Origin of the sequence: Mucilaginibacter robiniae (genome assembly GCF_012849215.1) — a bacterium.
GTDB lineage: Bacteria > Bacteroidota > Bacteroidia > Sphingobacteriales > Sphingobacteriaceae > Mucilaginibacter > Mucilaginibacter robiniae.
Window position 1 is genome coordinate 4,270,874 of record NZ_CP051682.1, and the last position, 18,224, is coordinate 4,289,097.

14 protein-coding genes and 2 pseudogenes are annotated in these 18,224 nt (G+C 38.7%); 6 read left to right on the forward strand and 10 right to left on the reverse strand.

Translation table 11 applies throughout. The annotated features are described in order from the left end of the window. Positions 1 to 43 precede the first annotated feature (43 nt). Positions 44 to 3,055 carry a glycosyltransferase family 117 protein gene (locus HH214_RS18645; RefSeq protein WP_169610196.1) on the reverse strand — a complete coding sequence of 1,004 codons (3,012 nt, stop codon included), beginning with the start codon at positions 3,053 to 3,055 and terminating at the stop codon, positions 44 to 46. A gap of 322 nt (positions 3,056 to 3,377) precedes the next feature. Here HH214_RS18645 and HH214_RS18650 point away from each other — a divergent pair, with 322 nt between their 5' ends. The 3 genes and pseudogenes from HH214_RS18650 to HH214_RS18660 form a co-directional block, all read left to right on the forward strand. After that, positions 3,378 to 3,950 (forward strand): DUF6252 family protein, encoded by a 573-nt coding sequence (locus tag HH214_RS18650; RefSeq protein WP_169610198.1) that lies wholly within the window; start codon positions 3,378 to 3,380, stop codon positions 3,948 to 3,950. 127 nt (positions 3,951 to 4,077) lie between these two features. Further along, positions 4,078 to 4,266 (forward strand): annotated as a pseudogene (locus HH214_RS22375) (IS3 family transposase); the annotation flags it as partial. A gap of 257 nt (positions 4,267 to 4,523) precedes the next feature. Next, positions 4,524 to 5,303: pseudogene (locus HH214_RS18660) on the forward strand (IS3 family transposase); the annotation flags it as partial. 74 nt (positions 5,304 to 5,377) lie between these two features. Here HH214_RS18660 and HH214_RS18665 read toward each other — a convergent pair. The 5 genes from HH214_RS18665 to HH214_RS18685 form a co-directional block, all read right to left on the reverse strand. Continuing rightward, positions 5,378 to 8,107, reverse strand: coding sequence for a carboxypeptidase-like regulatory domain-containing protein (locus tag HH214_RS18665; protein ID WP_169610200.1), 2,730 nt, complete (start codon positions 8,105 to 8,107; stop codon positions 5,378 to 5,380). Positions 8,108 to 8,289: 182 nt separating this feature from the next. Next, positions 8,290 to 9,552, reverse strand: coding sequence for an aspartate kinase (locus tag HH214_RS18670; protein ID WP_169610202.1), 1,263 nt, complete (start codon positions 9,550 to 9,552; stop codon positions 8,290 to 8,292). Then, on the reverse strand, positions 9,552 to 10,352 hold the full coding sequence (locus tag HH214_RS18675) for an RsiV family protein (protein WP_169610204.1): 801 nt from the start codon (positions 10,350 to 10,352) through the stop codon (positions 9,552 to 9,554). Before HH214_RS18675 ends, HH214_RS18670 begins: the two co-directional genes overlap by 1 nt. Before the next feature lie 2 nt (positions 10,353 to 10,354). Further along, the gene (locus HH214_RS18680; RefSeq protein WP_169610206.1) at positions 10,355 to 10,825 is read right to left on the reverse strand and encodes a GNAT family N-acetyltransferase; all 471 of its coding nucleotides are present in this window, start codon (positions 10,823 to 10,825) and stop codon (positions 10,355 to 10,357) included. Between the two features lie 3 nt (positions 10,826 to 10,828). After that, positions 10,829 to 11,518 (reverse strand): YggS family pyridoxal phosphate-dependent enzyme, encoded by a 690-nt coding sequence (locus HH214_RS18685; protein WP_169610208.1) that lies wholly within the window; start codon positions 11,516 to 11,518, stop codon positions 10,829 to 10,831. Positions 11,519 to 11,563: 45 nt separating this feature from the next. On the opposite strand from HH214_RS18685, the gene HH214_RS18690 reads away from it, so the two are divergent. After that, positions 11,564 to 11,935, forward strand: coding sequence for a DUF4296 domain-containing protein (locus HH214_RS18690; protein WP_169610210.1), 372 nt, complete (start codon positions 11,564 to 11,566; stop codon positions 11,933 to 11,935). Further along, the gene (locus HH214_RS18695; protein ID WP_169610212.1) at positions 11,916 to 14,279 is read left to right on the forward strand and encodes an endonuclease MutS2; all 2,364 of its coding nucleotides are present in this window, start codon (positions 11,916 to 11,918) and stop codon (positions 14,277 to 14,279) included. The genes HH214_RS18690 and HH214_RS18695 overlap by 20 nt, the downstream gene beginning before the upstream one ends. Before the next feature lie 93 nt (positions 14,280 to 14,372). Here HH214_RS18695 and HH214_RS18700 read toward each other — a convergent pair whose 3' ends face one another. Continuing rightward, complete coding sequence (locus tag HH214_RS18700) at positions 14,373 to 14,534, reverse strand: hypothetical protein (protein ID WP_169610214.1); 162 nt, start codon at positions 14,532 to 14,534, stop codon at positions 14,373 to 14,375. 65 nt (positions 14,535 to 14,599) lie between these two features. On the opposite strand from HH214_RS18700, the gene HH214_RS18705 reads away from it, so the two are divergent. After that, positions 14,600 to 15,685, forward strand: coding sequence for an SGNH/GDSL hydrolase family protein (locus HH214_RS18705; RefSeq protein WP_169610216.1), 1,086 nt, complete (start codon positions 14,600 to 14,602; stop codon positions 15,683 to 15,685). Between the two features lie 150 nt (positions 15,686 to 15,835). Here HH214_RS18705 and HH214_RS18710 read toward each other — a convergent pair whose 3' ends face one another. From HH214_RS18710 to HH214_RS18720, 3 genes are all read right to left on the reverse strand, one after another. Next, positions 15,836 to 16,471: a hypothetical protein gene (locus HH214_RS18710; protein WP_169610218.1), complete on the reverse strand. Its 636-nt coding sequence runs from the start codon at positions 16,469 to 16,471 to the stop codon at positions 15,836 to 15,838. A 190-nt stretch (positions 16,472 to 16,661) separates the two neighbouring features. Then, entirely contained in the window at positions 16,662 to 17,297 is a 636-nt protein-coding gene (locus HH214_RS18715) for a uridine kinase family protein (RefSeq protein ID WP_169610220.1), read from the reverse strand. Continuing rightward, the gene (locus HH214_RS18720; RefSeq protein WP_169610222.1) at positions 17,290 to 18,216 is read right to left on the reverse strand and encodes a LysM peptidoglycan-binding domain-containing protein; all 927 of its coding nucleotides are present in this window, start codon (positions 18,214 to 18,216) and stop codon (positions 17,290 to 17,292) included. The genes HH214_RS18715 and HH214_RS18720 overlap by 8 nt, the downstream gene beginning before the upstream one ends. Positions 18,217 to 18,224 lie beyond the last annotated feature (8 nt).

Here is an 18,224-nt window from a genome sequence, read left to right on the forward strand (position 1 = left end):
TTAAAAACTTAGTTCAAAAAAGTAATCAATTAGTTTACACCAATTACTGTTTGAACAATATAGCAAATTTGCTTTTATAATCTTCCAGATGCTCTTTCAACTGGTTGCCTACAGTTAATTGATGGTAGTTACTGGCTAGCGAAGCCATATCATTCAACAGAGAAAGGCCTATTTGTACATCACGCATATTCATGGTGTCGGCATGATTTTGTAGTTGATGATAATTGTAGTCTAATTGGTCTTTAAGGTATCCATCAACACTAGTTAGCATTTGATTGGCTAATTTAAAATCCTGCAAGTGGCAGGCTGTATCAGCCATATATACTTTACGTGCTGCTACATCAATGTAAGGATACAAGTCGGGCATTACTTGATTATAGCGAGACAATGTTTTTCGAGCCAAATCAGTATGGCCTTCCTGTAACAAGTTCTGACTTAAGTTTGCAAATGTGCTGATGATAAAAGGATAAAATAAGTGCGTTGATTGCTCATCCAGATAGCGGGCTTGTTTCATGTTTCCCCATTTAAACTTGTTCATGATGTTTTGATACATCACCAAGGTGTTTGTTTGATCTGTTTCCGCTTGTGTGGTATCTGCTTTAATAGGCAGCAAGTGGTAAGCAAAGCCTTCGTTATATAAGTAAGAGCGAAGACCTAAAATGCTGGCATCGGGAGCAGAGTTGGTAAAGTATATAGGTCTTTTCCAATGGTTATGTACCAGGATATCCATCAAAGCTAATTGATCTTTAGTGATGGCGTTAGATGGATACTGCCATTCCATAACGGGTACAATATGGTTTTTTAATCTAGAAGGTAGCGCCCCGTTTTTAATCACTTCGTTTGCGTTTACTGTTAATTTGAAGTGTTTGGTAGGCAGATAATTCATGTGCGTACCATCGCTGTATTCCAGCTTAGCGGCGTTATTATCTGAAATTAGAAAGTCAAAGATATCTTTCAGTTCTACTGAGTCTGGCAGCTTAGCGTCCTGATAAGTTAAGTAGTCACGTACACCTTCTTTAAACAAGTCATCATTCATGGTAATAGGTAACGCCGCAGCTTGATTAGCCGAATGTTTCATTTGGCGGATGTTCCAATCAGCGCTAAATAAGCTCAAGTTTACTAAGCGTACATCAGGACGTACGCCTTCTACTTCCTGAATGTACCACAGTGGATAAGTATCATTATCACCATAGGTAAACAAAATGGCATTCTGTTCGCACGAGTTCAAGTAATTGTAAGCCATATCATGCGGCGTTAACTTAGTAGAGCGATCATGATTCTTCCACTCTTGGTTAGCCATCAATACAGGTGCTGCCAATACACAAATTACGGTAGCAGCTAAGGCTGCATAGTGGCTTTTTAATTTTTTCTGTATTAATTGGGCTATTGCTAAAACACCTAAACCAATCCATATAGCAAAAGCATAAAACGAACCTATATAGGAGTAATCGCGTTCGCGAGGTTGTACCGAAGGTTGGTTTACGTACAGCACAATAGCTATACCCATAAAGAAGTACAACAAGGCAATTACCGAAGCATCCTTTTTATTCTGTCTGAAATGGTAAACTGCACCCAATAAGCCAATCAGTAACGGTAAAGCATATAATGGGGTATATGTATTATTTTGAATAACTGATTTAGGCAGATGTTTGCTGCTATCGAACCAGCCGGAAGTCCAGTTGCCATTAAGGTTAGTTGTACTGGTTTGACCGTCCGAATCATTATAACGGCCCACAAAGTTCCATAGAAAGTACCGGAAATACATTTGATAAATTTGCCAGCTAAACAGAAAACTCAGGTTGTCTTTAAACGTTGGTGTTTGCCCATCCGCTAGTTGCAACCACTGTTTATAAAAAAGCGGATCCTGTCCGTCATTACTGTAAATACGTGGCAAAATGGTATTATGGTCGTAAATCAATTTTTGTTCTTTACCTACAATTTCATACGTATTTTTACCTTTACGATAAATAGGAGCACCATCTTTTTGATCCATAGTCTGAGCATCAAAGTACGGCCCATACAGTAAAGGTGGGGCAATGTATTGTACACGGTTCAGGTAACGCTGCAATACAAATGCATTGTCTGGATGGTAGTTGTTCAAATTGGTGCCGGCGTGAGCCCTGATGGGGATCATAGCGAATGAACTATAACCCAAGTAAATGAAAGTAATACAAACTAAAGCTAGGTTAAGGACGGGTTTATTCTTGCGAATGCTATAAACGATGCCGGTAACCAATGCTCCAACTAATAGCAACAAGAACACCAGAACACCGCTGCCAAAATTTAGGTGTAAGGTGTTTACGAAAAACAAGTCAAAATAAGCTGCCAGTTTTACGGTGTACTGAATAATACCGAACTGCACCAAGGCCAGCAAAGTAATACCACAGCTTAAAGCAATCAAGGTGTTTTTAGTGCTGATTTTTTTTGAACGACGAAAGTAGTAAATGAATGTAAGTGCAGGAATAGTAAGTAAGTTAAGCAAATGAATGCCGATGGAAAGTCCCATTACATAAGCAATCAGCACTAAGTATCGGTCGGCTCCAGGTTCGTCAGCATGTGCATCCCACTTTAACATCGCCCATACTACTACTGCTACGCATAATGCAGCCCAGGCAAATACAATAGTTTCCACGGCCGAAAACCAGAAAGTATCGGTAAAGCTGAAGGCTAAAGCACCCACTATACCTGCACCCATAATCAAACAAAGTTGACCTTGGCTAATGCTTTCGTCTTTTTTAACCAACAACTTTTTTGCTAGAGCCGTAATAGTCCAAAACAGGAACATAACAGTAGCGGCGCTGGCTAATGCCGAACTCATGTTGGTAAAATAAGGTACTTTAGCCTTGTTGCTCATAGATAGTAAGGAAAAAGCTTTCCCAATCATGGCGAATAGTGGATAGCCTGGCTGGTGTGACACCTGTAAGCGGTAAGCACAAGATATGAACTCACCGCAATCCCAAAAGCTTACAGAGGGTTCCAGTGTTAAAATGTAGGTGATGGCTGCAATAGCAAAGCAGAACCATCCTAATAGGTTGTTGATTTTGTGATAGTGCATGGCGTGGTAAGTAAAAGTTTAACCATATGATTATTAATCAGCAAGTTCAATTTTATTTTACTCAGTGCCATATAGCTTAACATCTTTTAACATTATGGACAAGAACTAACCATATGGTGAAAGTTTTAGATTTCGATTCAGACCATAGCTCAATATTATAGGCTTATTTCCGTTATCAGTATGGCAATTGCGGATATGCAAATACATATTGGTTAACTCAAGTATTCAACTCATTACTGAAGTTTATAGCTGAAATGTTAAAATGTGTAAAATAATGCATGCTTCTGTATAATGATTTCTAATTTAGACGCAAATTTCATGTATGAAAAAAACTCTATTATTCCTGTTATTTATTTCGCTGGCGGTTGTGATACAAAGTTGTAAAAAGGATAGCAGTAGTATAACTACCACCACTACAGATGCACCTGGAGTTACACAAGCTTATATAGATGGTACTTTGTGGGCGCCAGATACGCTAAAAACTACTATAACTTACAACTCATCAACTAAAACCAAAACTTTGGTGTTTACAGGAACTAAAAGCCAGAAACAGGTTATTTTTTCGGTTGCATTAAGTAGTGCAACTAACGACAATAGTTTTCCGTTGGGTACTTACAAGGTTGGTTCAACAAATAACGTAGCTATGTCATACTACACTCAGCAAAAGTTAGCTAATGGTACTTACGGTTTTGTTCTGGTTGGAACAGCTCAGCCGAGTGCAGGTACTGTTTCTATTACCTCTATAGATACAACAAACAAAACTATTACCGGAACTTTCAATTTTAATGCAACCACTGTAACTTACGATGCAAATGGACAAATCGTTTCTACAGAAGTTCATTTAATTAGCTCAGGAAGTTTAAGCATTTTACCTTATACTTATACTACTAACTAACAAGTTACTGTCGTAATATATTAATACCAAAATAAACAAAAAGCCCTGCTAGTTATTCTAGCGGGGCCTCTTGATTATAAATACTCTGTAAGGTTCTGAAATAAGTTGACACAATAAGTGTTAACAAATGCAAGAACAAGAAGTTAAGAGTTATCAAAGGAAGACTCAAAAAGATTACAGTTTAGCTTTTAAACTGGAGATCGTAGATGCGGTAGAAAAAGGCGAGCTTACTTACAAACAGGCCCAACTGCGTTATGGCATCCAAGGAAGAAGTACCGTTTTGGTTTGGTTGCGAAAACATGGTAGATTAGATTGGAAAGAATCGGAAACCATGAAAAGAGATACGCCCAGTAAAAAGATCAGGGAACTGGAGAAGAAGCTAAAGCGCCTGGAGCAAGAGAAAGAAATACTGAACCGGGCGATCGATATAGCCGATAGTCAGTTGCATACAGATATCAGAAAAAAGTATTTGAGCCTGTTGTCAGAAGCTACAGAACAGGCTCAAAGCAAGAACGGCGAACCGTTGGATCAGTAGCTAAAGTTTTAGGATACAGCCGACAGTATTTCTATAAACACTGTAAAGAGCAGGCACACAGAGCAGCGCATGAATTACAGGTAAAACAACTTGTCGATAAAGAGCGCAAGGTCTTATCCCGCTTAGGCGGCAGAAAGCTTCACCACCAGATCAGAGATAGTCTACAGGCACAGCAGATCAAGTTCGGTCGGGACAAACTGTTTGCATTGCTGCGAAAGCACAGTATGCTTATTCTGCCCAAGCGTCGGTATGTACAGACAACGATGTCAAAGCATTGGTTAAGAAAATACCCTAACCTGATCAAAGGCATTGTTGCCGGACGACCTGACGAAGTTTGGGTAAGTGATATCACCTATCTTAAAACTGACGAGGGGAACTGTTACCTGAATATGGTTACCGATGCCTACAGCAGGAAGATAATGGGCTATGCTATAGCTGACAATATGGAAGCAGCCCAAATGAAGCAGGCTTTTCAGATGGCTGTTAAGAACAGACAAAATAAACAATATCCGTTGATTCATCATTCAGACCGGGGCCTGCAATATTGCAGCGCAGAATATGTAAGTATAGCTGATCAGCACGAAATAAAAATGAGTATGACAGAGAATGGTGACCCTTATGAAAATGCATTAGCGGAACGAATGAACAGGACCTTGAAAGAAGAGTTTGGCCTTGGTAATGTTATGAGATCAAAACTACATGCAAAATTATTGACTGAAAAGGCCATTGATCTATACAATAATCGAAGGCCACACTTATCTTTGATAATGAAAACACCGCAAAGTGTTTATAAACAAAAATCCCAGCTACTCTCGTAACTGGGACTATCGTAAAATCTGTCAACCTATTTCAGGACGATTCAGAGAGACAATTATTAATTCTATTTACAATCTTAGTTAACCTGATACCGGTACACTGTTCGGCCGATATTTCCATCCTTATCAATGCCTTCAACCACGGCCCGGTAGGTACCTTTACCATCACCGTTAAAGTATTCCAGTGTAGCTGTACCTGTTTTACTGGTGGTTACGTTAGGGCTCCAAAACACAGTTGTCCGTAAATCATTACCCGGCATTGCGCTTTTCGTAATATCATACCGAGGCAGATAAAACACCTTAACAGCATCGTATCCTTTTGGTGATAGTGTTATCGTATGTTTTGGCGGGAATAAGGTTTCCAGGTCACTTAACTTAACAGGTGTTCCTTTAGGTATAGGTTTCATGTTAACTACCAACACACCATTGGTATTATAAGTACGGTTTACAGTACCTAAATCATCTTTCAGAAAAACCTCTACCGATTCCACTTCTGCACCGTTCAACGAATTTAGATAATTTACATCAACGGCCATACCTTTTACAAATACCTGCATAGGCGTTTTATTACCTTGGTTATAATCGCGGGTTACATAAAAATTATTGTCAACAAAAGTTACCCCCAAAGCCGCTGTTTGCAAACAGTTTAAAAAGTTATTGCAGGCACCTAGTTGCTCAGGAGATATAACATGGTCGGCAATTGGATTTAAAGCTGAAAGAGCAGGGTAGTCGGCATGCGTAACCGTTTTTTTGATAGTAGTACTTTTAATTACAACTTCTTTCAGCATATGAGTATTGTCATACAGTTTTTTGCTGTTTTGAAGGTAAGTGGTTAATGTACTGTCGATATTGAGTATTTCATCAGCTGTGTTAATGTTTGCATCCAACTTCGGTAGATAATCATTATTGTCCATCATAATCATTAGGTTTTTAGCCTGTACATTATTACGGGCGCTAACAGTAACTTTAGAGGAATCGCTGAAAATCAAATTTGAAAACTTGAATGTTCCGTCAGAATTGGTAATGGCATTAACAGAATAGTTCCTGTCATCAATACTTAACCTAACATTGCCACCTTTTACTGGTAAGCCGGTTAACGTACGTAATGTACCCGATAATTCAATTCCTTGTTCTGGTAAGGCGTAAAGCGGCGGGAACTTGCCTGTTATAATTCCCTTATAAGTGAAATGCCGATAGCCTTGTGTTAGCATTAAGGCATCTAAATTATCTAATTTGGTAGCATCAATGTTAGTGAAATAATAATTAGGCTTTTCAATGTGCCCTCTTACATTTGACTGCAACAGAATTTGTGTTAAAATGGTCGTTTCGCCATTCTCATCAAAAGGTGTAGATGTTTCATTAACTACAGCTACCGAAAAGTTGCTTTCAGCAGGTGCACCTTGTGCTTTAGATAATAAATTAAGAGTAACCTTTTGCCGCTTAGCATACGCTTTTTTATCAGCAGTTAGGTTAACATCTAACTGGTCTGCTGGACGCCAAATGAAGGCTAAGCGCTCACACAGCGGATCACCATTTGCAGATAGGGCTGTTACAACTATAGCTCCTGTTTTTAACTTGATTTTTGGAATAGAAGCACCAAAAGCTTGTTTGTTCAATATGGTTTTTGCCCCGTAGCAGATAACGCCTCCACTTTGTGCTACTATATATATCCCTTTATTCTGATTAGCTTTAAAATATTCATCATTGGCTACAATGCGCATGTTAAGATTATCCGGGTCAGTATTGTTGACCGTCATAACTAAGCCGCTGGTTTTTGCTTTTGGCAAATCAATAGTGCTGCTTGTACCGTCTGCAAAAGTTACATTGGCTTTGTAAGTCTTGTTAGCTTCGGGTAGTATATAGAAAGTTCCCATACCCAAATGCTGTGAGGTAAAGTTAGCTACCACTTTATCCTCATTATCTGTTACGGTACCTTTGACATCAATGCTCATACCATTAGGGCTAATAGCTTTTAACCCAACTTTAGAACGAACGCCAGTTACTAAATCGCCGCCCTCCGGAAAAAATTGTAAATCATCATTGCCTAAGGCTGTTTTTAGCGAAAAGCTCTGAGTAGATTGTTTACGATTACCTAAATCAACTACGGTTATCAATCGTGCTGCCCTTAGTTCATTTGCATTTTTTACCTCTGCAATATTAACATTGATGTAGCCATTAGCATTAGTAGTGCCTTTGCCTTTAGCTAGTTCTCCATTATCGTTCTCAACCGTCCAGGTAACTTTGCGATTGCCATAAGGAGCACCTTCCTGATTTTGGTATTTTATTCGAGCATCAAACTTGTTGGAACCCGGCTTATTTGGATAGTTAACATGAGTAACTACACTATTGTTAATAGCATCGCCAATACTGATGGTTTTGTTAAAAAAATAAGCGGGTTCATTGTTAGTCATCCACTTTGTATAAGCACGTATCCGGTAATTACCTTCTCGGTAGCTTTTTTCGAACAGTGGAATGGTACCCCATGCCATACCATTTCGTACTTGCATCTTCAACGATTGCACCAGCGAGTCTGTACCGCTTATAATATCAACATATAATATCTTGCTGATGGCCGATGGCATATGCAACTGGGTAGTAACGTAAGCCTTAAACCAAATACTATCACCTACGGCATAATAAGGCTTATCAAAATGCAGGTAAACCTTTTCATCAGGGCGTTCATCTAAATATTTTTGAGATTTATCAATTATAGTATTTAAATCAACACTATCGGTTTGTGCATGGGCTGTTAATGAACCAGTAGTAATGATTAGCCCTAAGGCAGACAAGAAGGTACAAATTTTCATCAATCAATCAGGAATAAATGTATGCGGCTAAATTTAAGTGATTGCAGGCATAGCCCATTGTAAAAGCAGGAATATTTAACAGATTTTTACAAATGAGCTATGCTATTAATGATAGTATAACTACAATATCACTCCAAATATTATGTACGCAACTGCTGATTTATGCTGATTGCGGCATTAGCTTACATTTCAATCATAACTAATTGAGCTGTGTTACGGCTAAGTTGTTCAAGCAGTACTGTTTTGCCGCTGGTAAGCTCGTGTATAGTGTTAGGCTGATAGTGGCGCAAAGTTAATAAAGTTAAGTGCTGATTATATTTAACTTTAAAGCTGGTAGTTAATTGTTGCAGTAGAGGTTCAAAACGCATATCCTGATAATCAAAGCAGACTGATAAGCTGAGTGCAGACGTTTGTAATACATTAATCTTAACCTGATTTTTAGCAAACAGGTTATAAACAAAACTAAGGTGATTTTCAGATATAAAGGAGTGATCTTTTGCAGCTATGGATAGTAATACTTGATTTCGCTTAACAATAATAATGGGTTTGTCGTATTGCTGAACAGACACTTCAGAAATTATGGTTCCAGGAGCATCAGGATTATTAAAGGGCTTTACCAATAATGGAATGCCGGTATTTTGTAAAGGTTTTATCGTTTTCGGGTGAATCACTGTTGCACCATAGTAAGTCATCTCCATAGCTTCATTATACGATAGGGAATCAAACTTAATCGTATCAGCAAAAAGCTTAGGGTCGGCATTTAATACGCCCGATACATCTTTCCAGGTAGTTACCGATTCGGCTTGCAGGCAAGATGCTATAATAGATGCCGTATAATCTGAACCTTCACGACCTAATGTGGTTGTAAAGTTTTCGGAAGTACCGCCTAAAAAGCCCTGAGTAACTACCAAACCTTTTTGAAGTAGGGCGGGTATGTCTTTTTGTATAACTTGGCAGGTTTTATCCCAATCTACAACACCTTCTCGGTAAGAATTGTCGGTGTGTATGTATCCTCGAATATCCAGCCATTGACTGGCAATTCCAGCTTGCTGTAAATAGGCATTTACAATACGGGTAGATAGCAATTCGCCGATAGATACCAGTTGATCATAAATGAAATCAAAACTATCCTGGGGCTCATCTTCCAACATCCAATCAATTTCTACAAATGTATTGGCAATCTCATCAAAAACAGGTGATGAGCTATCAAACAGCTCATGCATGATGGAAAAATGGTACTGCTTAATTTCCTCATATAGTTCTTGTATGTTGTCAGTTTGATAGAAGTAAGCTTTAGCCAGCTTTTCCAAACCATTTGTGGTTTTACCCATAGCTGATACCACAACTATCAGCTGCTCATGTGCAAATTGCTTTACAATATGGGCTAAATTACTTACCCCGGCAGCATCTTTAACTGATGCACCGCCAAATTTAAAAACCTGCATTATTTTAAGTATTGTGCTGTGATAGTATTGGGCTTAAGCAGTGTTTTAATTTGTCCGTAAGGTATGGTGATAGTAGTAGTACCTGCGGCAAATGGTTTTATCTCGGTTGGGTTGTATAGAAAATCAATACCTACTGGTGTAATCAGGTAATTATCATTCAAGCTGAACTGGCCATTTTTAAAAAAGTAATCTTGGCTTAAAGATGCTGTAGGGTACAGGTTTTCTTCTTTCCTGAATATCTTATCGGCAACCTTGGTAAGCTCGGTCTGATAATCTGGTTTTAAAATATCATTTAAGGTGACTTTTTTACCTGATTTAGTATTCCAGTTGATGTAGTGCGTCGTACTGGTACCATGTGCACCGCCGTTAAACAAATAACCAGTTAATGCTACAGACGTAAAGCTGGAATCCTGTCGAATAACGCTGGCTTTTCCTGTCATTTCAAACGTTATGTTAGATGACGGATTTTTTTGTTTGAAAGCTTTATAATCATTCATGAAAGCCCATGTTAGTTGCTGAATGCCAGCTACACCACGTTTGTTATCCAGCAGTAAAGCTAATCGCGTAACAACAGAATCATTCAGATTGCCGGCTTTATCAAAAGCTGGATATTGAAAATAGGCTATTGTACATTTTTTATCCGGTTTACTGCCGCAGTCATCAGCTTTTTGCTTTACCGACTTGTAAGTATATGTTAAAGTATCAGTAGTAATAGCTGCTTTTACATCAGGTGCATGATTTTGAATGCAAGCCGACATACCAATAGCCGGCAGTATAAATAGCAAATGTTTAATTGTCATGATTATTGGTAATCTAAAATCTGTTGTTTGGATAATGAGGCATTAAGCCAGCCAGCTTCTAATCCAGCTTCGTATTTATGGTAAAAGTTTATGGCAGGTTCATTCCAATCCAATACTTGCCATACCATACCATTAAACCCAAGTTCCTGTGCTTCCTGTATCAGGCGGTTGAATAGCATTTTGCCAATGCCTTGACCACGCATATTTTCGGTTACAATTAAATCTTCCAAATATAACCGACAGCCTTTCCAGGTAGAGTAACGAATGTAATATAAGGCAAAGCCTACTATTAGGTTATCTACTTCTACTACAAATGCTTTCCAAACCGGGTTTTGGCCAAAACCGGCATCTTCAAATTCAGGCAGCGTTACGGTTACTTCCTGAGGGGCACGCTCATATAAAGCTAGTTCATGAATCAAGTCCATTAAGCGTGGACAGTCTTCTTTTTTAGCTACTCTTAAATGTGGCTGCATAAATTAGTTATTTTTCCAATGTTTAATTACGCGCTCACCGAATATAGTACTGCCCAAGCGTACCATATTACTGCCTTGTTCAATAGCTATTTTGTAATCGGCTGACATACCCATCGATAAAATTTCAAAAAAATCTTCTCTGCGGAAAAAGCTTTGTTTAATGCCGTTAAAGAAAGTATGTAATTCATAAAACTCTTCTTTAATCTGCTTCTCATTGTCAGTATTGGTGGCTATGCCCATTAAACCACAAATACGTATATGCTTTAATGCCGTAAACTCTTCCGAGCGCAGCAACTCAATAGCCTCATCAAAACCCAAACCGAATTTGGTTTCTTCATCAGCAATGTATATCTGCAAAAGACAATCAATCACCCGATTGTTTTTTTCGGCATGTTTGTTAATTTCCTGCAACAACTTCAAACTATCAACCGAGTGAATTAGGTTGATGAAAGGGGCAATGTATTTAACCTTGTTGCTTTGCAGGTGGCCTATAAGGTGCCACTGAATATCTTTAGGTAACTGTTCATGCTTTTCTACAAGTTCCTGTACCTGGTTCTCACCAAAAATACGCTGCCCGGCATTATAGGCTTCTTCCAGTTCATTCACCGGCTTGGTTTTGGATACGGCAACCAGGGTTACCTTAATAGTATCCATTTCGTTTTTCAAACGGGTAATGTTATCAGTAATACTCATTTAATGCGTAATTTTGCAAATAATTAATCGCCGCTAAATTACAGAATGCGTATATATAAAATCTTGTTTTTTTTAGTATTGGTTTTTTTCTCGTGCAGCAGTAAAACACCACCAGGTATATTAACACCTGAGCAAATGACCGATGTATTAATCGAAGTACACTTAATTGATGGGCAGATGCTGGTTAAGCCACAAGCGCCCGACACCTTGTATAAATATGGTATGGGGCAGTATATAATGGCTTTTAAGCAGCATCATACCGACAGCGCGCAGTTTAGAAGAAGTTTTATATACTACTCCCGTAAACCCGACCAGTTAAGTGATATTTACGAGAAGGTGATTAAGAACATTCAAAGTAAAAACGATTCATTGACAAAATCTATTTCTAAACAACAAAATGCTTTACCCCGAAAATAGTACAGAAAAATTAGGGTTTACCGAGGTAAAGGAACTAATAAAAGCACATTGCCTGAGCAGTATGGGCCAGCAGATGGTTGATAAAATTCAGGTAATGAACAACTATGAGCAGATACGTAAGTTTCTGAGTCAGGCCAGCGAGTTCAAAAGTATTTTACAGAATGATGCTGCGTTACCAATCAATCATTTTTTTGATATCAAAACACTGGCTAATAAAGCTCGCATTGAAGGTGCGTTTTTGTCTGAAGAAGAGTTTTTCCAGATACAGGCATCGTTAAGTACCGTATTTGCCGTAATCGGCTATTTTAATGAGCGCGAAGGTCAGTACCCTAACTTGGAGGCTTTGTTTGAGCATTTGCCCATAGAAAAAGCTATTTTGAAAAAAATTGATCAGATAATAGATAACAAAGGTAAAATACGGCCCAATGCATCAAGGGATTTATTGGAAATTACTTCAGGTATTGCCAAAGCAGAGCAGGACGCACGTCGTAAAATTGATCAGATATTTAAAAGTGCAACTGGCAACGGCTGGACGGCCGATGGTACATTAACGGTACGTGATGGCCGTTTATGTATCCCATTACTGGCTGAAAATAAACGTAAGCTAAAAGGCTTTATTCACGATGAATCGGCTACCGGCCAAACGGTCTACATGGAACCGGAGGAGGTGTTTAGTTTGAATAATCGTATTCGTGATCTGGAATTTGAACGCCGTCGTGAAATTATTAAAATATTAACGCAGTTAACTGACGAACTGCGTCCTTATGTACCCTTGCTGTTATCGTACCATGGCTTATTAACCAAGTTAGATTTTGTGCGTGCAAAAGCCTTATTTGCCATTGATATTGAGGCCGAGATGCCAGGTGTGGTTAGTGAAGCCAAGATTCGATTGATTAATGCCCGGCATCCATTACTGTTTTTAAGCTTTAAAAAAGAGCAGAAAATTGTAGTGCCATTGAATATGCAGATTGATGAAGGTGTACGCATCATTACGGTATCAGGGCCAAACGCAGGTGGTAAGTCAGTTTGTATGAAAACTGTAGGCTTGCTGCAAATGATGGTGCAGGCAGGTTTATTGATACCAGCCGATGCTAACAGTACAGTAGGGGTATTTAAACAGATGTTTGTGGATATTGGTGATGACCAATCCATCGAAAGCGATTTAAGTACTTATAGTGCACATTTATCCAAAATGAAGCATTTTGTAGAAAATGCTAGTGGTAAAACCTTAATATTAATTGACGAATTCGGTACGGGTACCGACCCACAGTTCGGTGGCCCTATTGCTGAAGCGGTTTTAGAGGCCTTAAATCAGAAGAAAGTTAAGGGCATGGTGACCACGCATTATTCTAACCTGAAAATATTCTCAAGTAATACTGAGGGGATAGAAAATGCTTCCATGTTGTTTGATAATGTGCAAATGAAACCTTTATATCAGTTGGATATTGGTAAACCAGGTAGTTCATACGCTTTCGAAATAGCGCAAAAAATAGGATTGCCTCAAAATGTACTTAATCTGGCAAAAAATAAGATTAGTAGCGGTCAGAAAAAGGTGGACACTCTGCTAGTGGATTTAGAGCGGGAGAAAAAAGAGATTTACGATAATAAAGTAAAGCTAGATACCCAACAACGCCGAGTAAATAACCTGTTAGCTGAAAACGAGAAATTAAAAAGTTATTTAGAAGAAAATCAAAAAGCATTAATACGCGAAGCTAAACAACAAGCTAAAGAAATTATTACCAATGCTAATAAACTAGTTGAAAATACCATTGCCGAAATCAAAAGCAACCAGGCAGATAAAGAAAAAACCCGTAATCTGCGTGAAAAATTAAACCGGGAGTTGCAGAGAAATACTGTTAAGGCAGAACCTGTACCAAAGCCTGCTGCTAATGATGAAGAATTAAAAGCTGGTGATTGGGTGAAGTTAACCGATTCAGACACAACAGGACAGGTGATTGAGATAGCTAAAGACAATGTAATTATCGCTATTGGCGACTTACGTACAGTAGCTAAGCGCAAGCGTGTGCAAAAAATATCTCGTAAAGATGTACCTAAAGATATTCGCCGCAGCTTTAGTTCTACTACTAATGATATGGCCGGTTTTAACCCAGAGATTGATGTACGTGGAATGCGGGGAGAAGATGCTTTACAAGCTATTGAACGCCTGATGGATCGAGCTATTATGATGGGCTTCGGCAACTTGAAAATTATTCATGGCAAAGGCGATGGTATTTTGCGCAAGCTCATAAGAAATTACTTCAAGAAGTACGATCAGGTAAGCCGTATGGAAGACGAGCATCAGGATAGGGGAGGCGATGGTATTACTTACGTTTACTTTAGATAAATTATAGGGAAACTAAATTATAATTGTACAGGCATCTATTAAAAGCAAAGCTACTGCTGATAATAGGTGCCTTAAATTTTTAAATAATACCTACTATCTATCATCCTTAGGGCAGCTTTTACAGCGTTTGCCTTTTTTATATTTTTTGCAGCATTTTTTATAATCGCAGTCTAGCTGAAAAGTAAACTCTTTAGCAAACATTTGCTCAAGCTGCAAACTAAATTCGGTTGGTTTGTTATCTATTTCGTTACTCATCACTTTACGGCGTAAAGGTAGTTTATAATTATTCTAAATAAAACAATAACTTAAAAAAGTTCACTATGCGGAAATTGTTTTACTCGGTTCTTTCAATTGTCATTAGTTTAAGTGCTAGTAAGGCGCAAAACAAGGTGGTAAAAAGCACAGATACCAGCCATATCCACTATATGGGGCGTATCATGATGCAGCCAGATAGTTCTGTACAATTAGCTTGGTCGGGCACCAGTGTAGTTATTGATTTTAACAGTTCGAAGGTGGAAGCTTGGCTACGTGATGAAGGGACCACCAACTATTATAACGTTATTGTTGATGGTAGAGTAGTCAACAGAATACACCCGAGCACTACTAAACAGCTATATACATTAGTTACTGGTTTACCCGAGGGCCGGCATAAATTGGAGTTATTTAAACGTACGGAATGGGCCATGGGAAAAACTTGGTTTTATGGCTTTCAGTTAGATACCAATGCTGTGATATTACCCGCACCGTTTACTAAAAAACGGAAAATTGAATTTTTTGGTAATTCCATCACTTGCGGTTATGCAGTTATTGATAGTACAGGAAAAGATAGAGGTACTGGCGAGTTTGAGGATAATTATAGTAGCTATGCAGCTATTACAGCCCGCCACTACGATGCTGAATATTATTGTACAGCTAAAAGCGGTATTGGTGTAATGATTAGCTGGTTCCCGCTCATCATGCCTGAGATGTATAACCGACTAGATGCCAATGACTCGCAAAGCCGTTGGGATTTTAGCAAATATACGCCTGATGTAGTAGTAATCAACCTGTTTCAGAATGATTCATGGTTAATCAACATGCCGAATCATGAACAGTTTAAAGCACGATTTGGAACAGCAAAGCCAGCAGCTGAAACTATTATCCAAGCCTATCAGAAGTTTGTACAAACTATTCGTGCTACTTATCCGCATGCACAAATTATATGTGCTTTGGGCAACATGGATGCTACCCGAGCTGGTGCACCATGGCCTGGATATATTCAGCAAGCCGTTGCAGGCTTACATGACAATCAAATTTTTACGGTGTTTTTCCCTTACAAAAATACACCTGGTCATCCGAACGTGAAAGAGCAACAAGCCATGTCTGATATGTTGATTAAGTTTATCGACCAGAATATAAAATGGTAGATAAAGAATTTAGCTCTTTTGTTATAGAGTTATTAAGTTTATAACTTGAAAATCATTATAGTTTCAATAGAAATATAATAGGGATAAAAAAGAAAAGATGATTGGTCATGACCAATCATCTTTTCTTTTTTTAGTAACTGCTGTTTTTTGTTACTTATTGTCGTCAGGACTATTGCTGCCATAATCTGGCGTGCCGTTGTCATCTTCAGGTTTGTAATAAGCGGTACCTGGAGTATCTGAATCATCTTGTCCTACTTTTTGGCGGTCGCCATCGTTATCGGCTGTGCCTTCTTGGTACTGCTGACCGCCGGTAGAATTTGAACTTTGGTCGCCACCTTCGTTAGGGTCAACGCCACCTACTTTTTGTTGATCTGGTGCCTCGCGGTATCCAGGCACTTCTTCTTTTCCTTCGTTCATATCTGGTGCTCCTTCTTGGTTAGTTGGTTTGAAATTATTATCTTCAGGATGTTCTTCCAAAGGCTCTGTGCGTTTGAAATAATCGTTACTGTAACCTGCGGTACGTGATGGATTAGCTAAATCATCGCCCGAACGAGTTACATTATTTTTGTTAAAAGCTTGTCCACCCATACCTTCACTCTCATAACCAGGCTGGTTTGGGTTAACGTCATGGCTGTCGCCAAATATATAGCTGCGCTTTAAGTCTTTTTCTTCCAGATTATCATCATCGTCCTTTACCTCATAACCCCCTGCCGGAGCATTATCGGTTTGTTCGGTATGGTGCGGATAATCTTTGGTTGGTTCATCATCATAGGGTACCATAATCATTCAATTTGATATATTATGATAAAGGTTAAAAGCAAAAAATTGTTTTAACTAGCTAAGCACGTTTTACAGCGTAATAATAAATAGGTAGAATAGAATAAGAAAGAAAATATACTCTGGCAGAAAAGGAGGGAAACTGAGTTATACAGGCTTGCCGCTAAGAAGAACAAGCCTGTATAAACTAGAGTTTTTATCAGGCTAATACCTTTTCTCGTAACTCGGCTGAAATATCATCAGTTATTTTAATAATATCTTCAGCTATGTTTGTGTTGTTAATAACTACTTTATCGCAACTTTCACGATAAGGCAACAGGTATTCTTTATAGGAGGGCACCACATGATTAATCCACTTGTAAGTGACGTCATCATTAGAATAGCCTCGCTCATTTAAGTCACGTTTGAGGCGCCTAGTAAGAGCTACATTTTCATCTGCATCAATAAAGATAGTCATATCTAACAACTCAGCTATTGTTTTAAAATGCAGTATAAACAAACCCTCTACAATAATAATAGGAGCAGGTTTTATTTCAAGTACTTTAGGTGTTGCGTTAGAGTTGTTAAACGTATATTCTTTTTTGTAAATAACTTGTTGATTCATCAATTGATGAATGTCTTCTTCAAAATGCTTGTGGTCAATAGTTGAAGGCAAATCAAAATTGTATAGCTTATTTTCTTCAGCAGTCATGGTATGTCCTACAGGAATGTAGTAATCATCCTGTGATACCAAGCATACTTCATCAGCAGTGAAATGCTCCAGAAAACATTTTAAAAAGAAAGTTTTGCCTGACCCACTTCCGCCGGCAATTCCAATCAGATAGGGCTTATTCATTAGCTGGTGTTCCGTAGCTTAAGGTTACATGAAAGCGTTTGTCTAATGCACCAAGCGATTCGGCTGTGCTTTTCGTCATTACAACAATCACGTCTTTAGTCATTTCATTTTCGGTGAAGCTGCCTACTACTTTGGCATAAGTAGTACGGTTCGTCATGGGGTTGGTGATTTTTATGACAGTACCTACCGGAGCTGTACGGTGCAGAACCAGCTTTTTGTTAGGGTCCATACCTTCATCATCCATCCAGGTAGCCACTCCTTTTTCATTTTTCTCACTTAGCCCGTAGCGGTTAGCTGGTAAACGGCGTTCAACAGTGGCGCTATCTCTGCTTGATAAATTGTCAGTGATAGCTGTACTATCGTGTTTTGATGATGCTGGTGGTGACAGTGCTAAAGGATGTGATAACACTACAGGCTGTGTAGCAGGTGTAGCCGCTGCTTTGATTTGCAGAATTTGCCCTGGTGTTAAGCTGTTTGATTTTAGATTGTTTAAACTAACAATATCTTCAACCCGTATGTTAAAGCGCCGGGCAATGGCATATAACGTTTCTCCGGCTGATACCCGATACTGCGTAACATCACTAATGCTGCTAGTTGGTGTTGTATTTTGCTGTGCATACGGGCTTTGCTGACCATTATTTAATGGCATTGATGAAGTAACAAAAGCCTGTTCGGTAGGTACTTTGATAATGTTGCTTACTCTTAATGATGCATTATTGTTGTACTGGATGATAGCCGATGGTGTTACATTATAACGGCGGCCAATAGAGTAATAATTATCTTTTGGATCCAGCTTATGTAAAATTACTTTTCTGCCATTTTGATTTTCAACGCCAACCGAATCGGATAGGGTGCGTGCAAATAATGACAACGATAACGATGAAAGTGTTGTTGTTAGCAATAAAATCTTTACGTTCATGCTTAAAC

Bases quoted from the DNA above. Each gene is read 5' to 3' on its own strand.
- HH214_RS18645 (WP_169610196.1), bottom strand. From the start codon at position 3,055: ATGCACTATCACAAAATCAACAACCTATTAGGATGGTTCTGCTTTGCT.
- HH214_RS18650 (WP_169610198.1), top strand. From the start codon at position 3,378: ATGAAAAAAACTCTATTATTCCTGTTATTTATTTCGCTGGCGGTTGTG.
- HH214_RS18665 (WP_169610200.1), bottom strand. From the start codon at position 8,107: ATGAAAATTTGTACCTTCTTGTCTGCCTTAGGGCTAATCATTACTACT.
- HH214_RS18670 (WP_169610202.1), bottom strand. From the start codon at position 9,552: ATGCAGGTTTTTAAATTTGGCGGTGCATCAGTTAAAGATGCTGCCGGG.
- HH214_RS18675 (WP_169610204.1), bottom strand. From the start codon at position 10,352: ATGACAATTAAACATTTGCTATTTATACTGCCGGCTATTGGTATGTCG.
- HH214_RS18680 (WP_169610206.1), bottom strand. From the start codon at position 10,825: ATGCAGCCACATTTAAGAGTAGCTAAAAAAGAAGACTGTCCACGCTTA.
- HH214_RS18685 (WP_169610208.1), bottom strand. From the start codon at position 11,518: ATGAGTATTACTGATAACATTACCCGTTTGAAAAACGAAATGGATACT.
- HH214_RS18690 (WP_169610210.1), top strand. From the start codon at position 11,564: ATGCGTATATATAAAATCTTGTTTTTTTTAGTATTGGTTTTTTTCTCG.
- HH214_RS18695 (WP_169610212.1), top strand. From the start codon at position 11,916: ATGCTTTACCCCGAAAATAGTACAGAAAAATTAGGGTTTACCGAGGTA.
- HH214_RS18700 (WP_169610214.1), bottom strand. From the start codon at position 14,534: ATGAGTAACGAAATAGATAACAAACCAACCGAATTTAGTTTGCAGCTT.
- HH214_RS18705 (WP_169610216.1), top strand. From the start codon at position 14,600: ATGCGGAAATTGTTTTACTCGGTTCTTTCAATTGTCATTAGTTTAAGT.
- HH214_RS18710 (WP_169610218.1), bottom strand. From the start codon at position 16,471: ATGATTATGGTACCCTATGATGATGAACCAACCAAAGATTATCCGCAC.
- HH214_RS18715 (WP_169610220.1), bottom strand. From the start codon at position 17,297: ATGAATAAGCCCTATCTGATTGGAATTGCCGGCGGAAGTGGGTCAGGC.
- HH214_RS18720 (WP_169610222.1), bottom strand. From the start codon at position 18,216: ATGAACGTAAAGATTTTATTGCTAACAACAACACTTTCATCGTTATCG.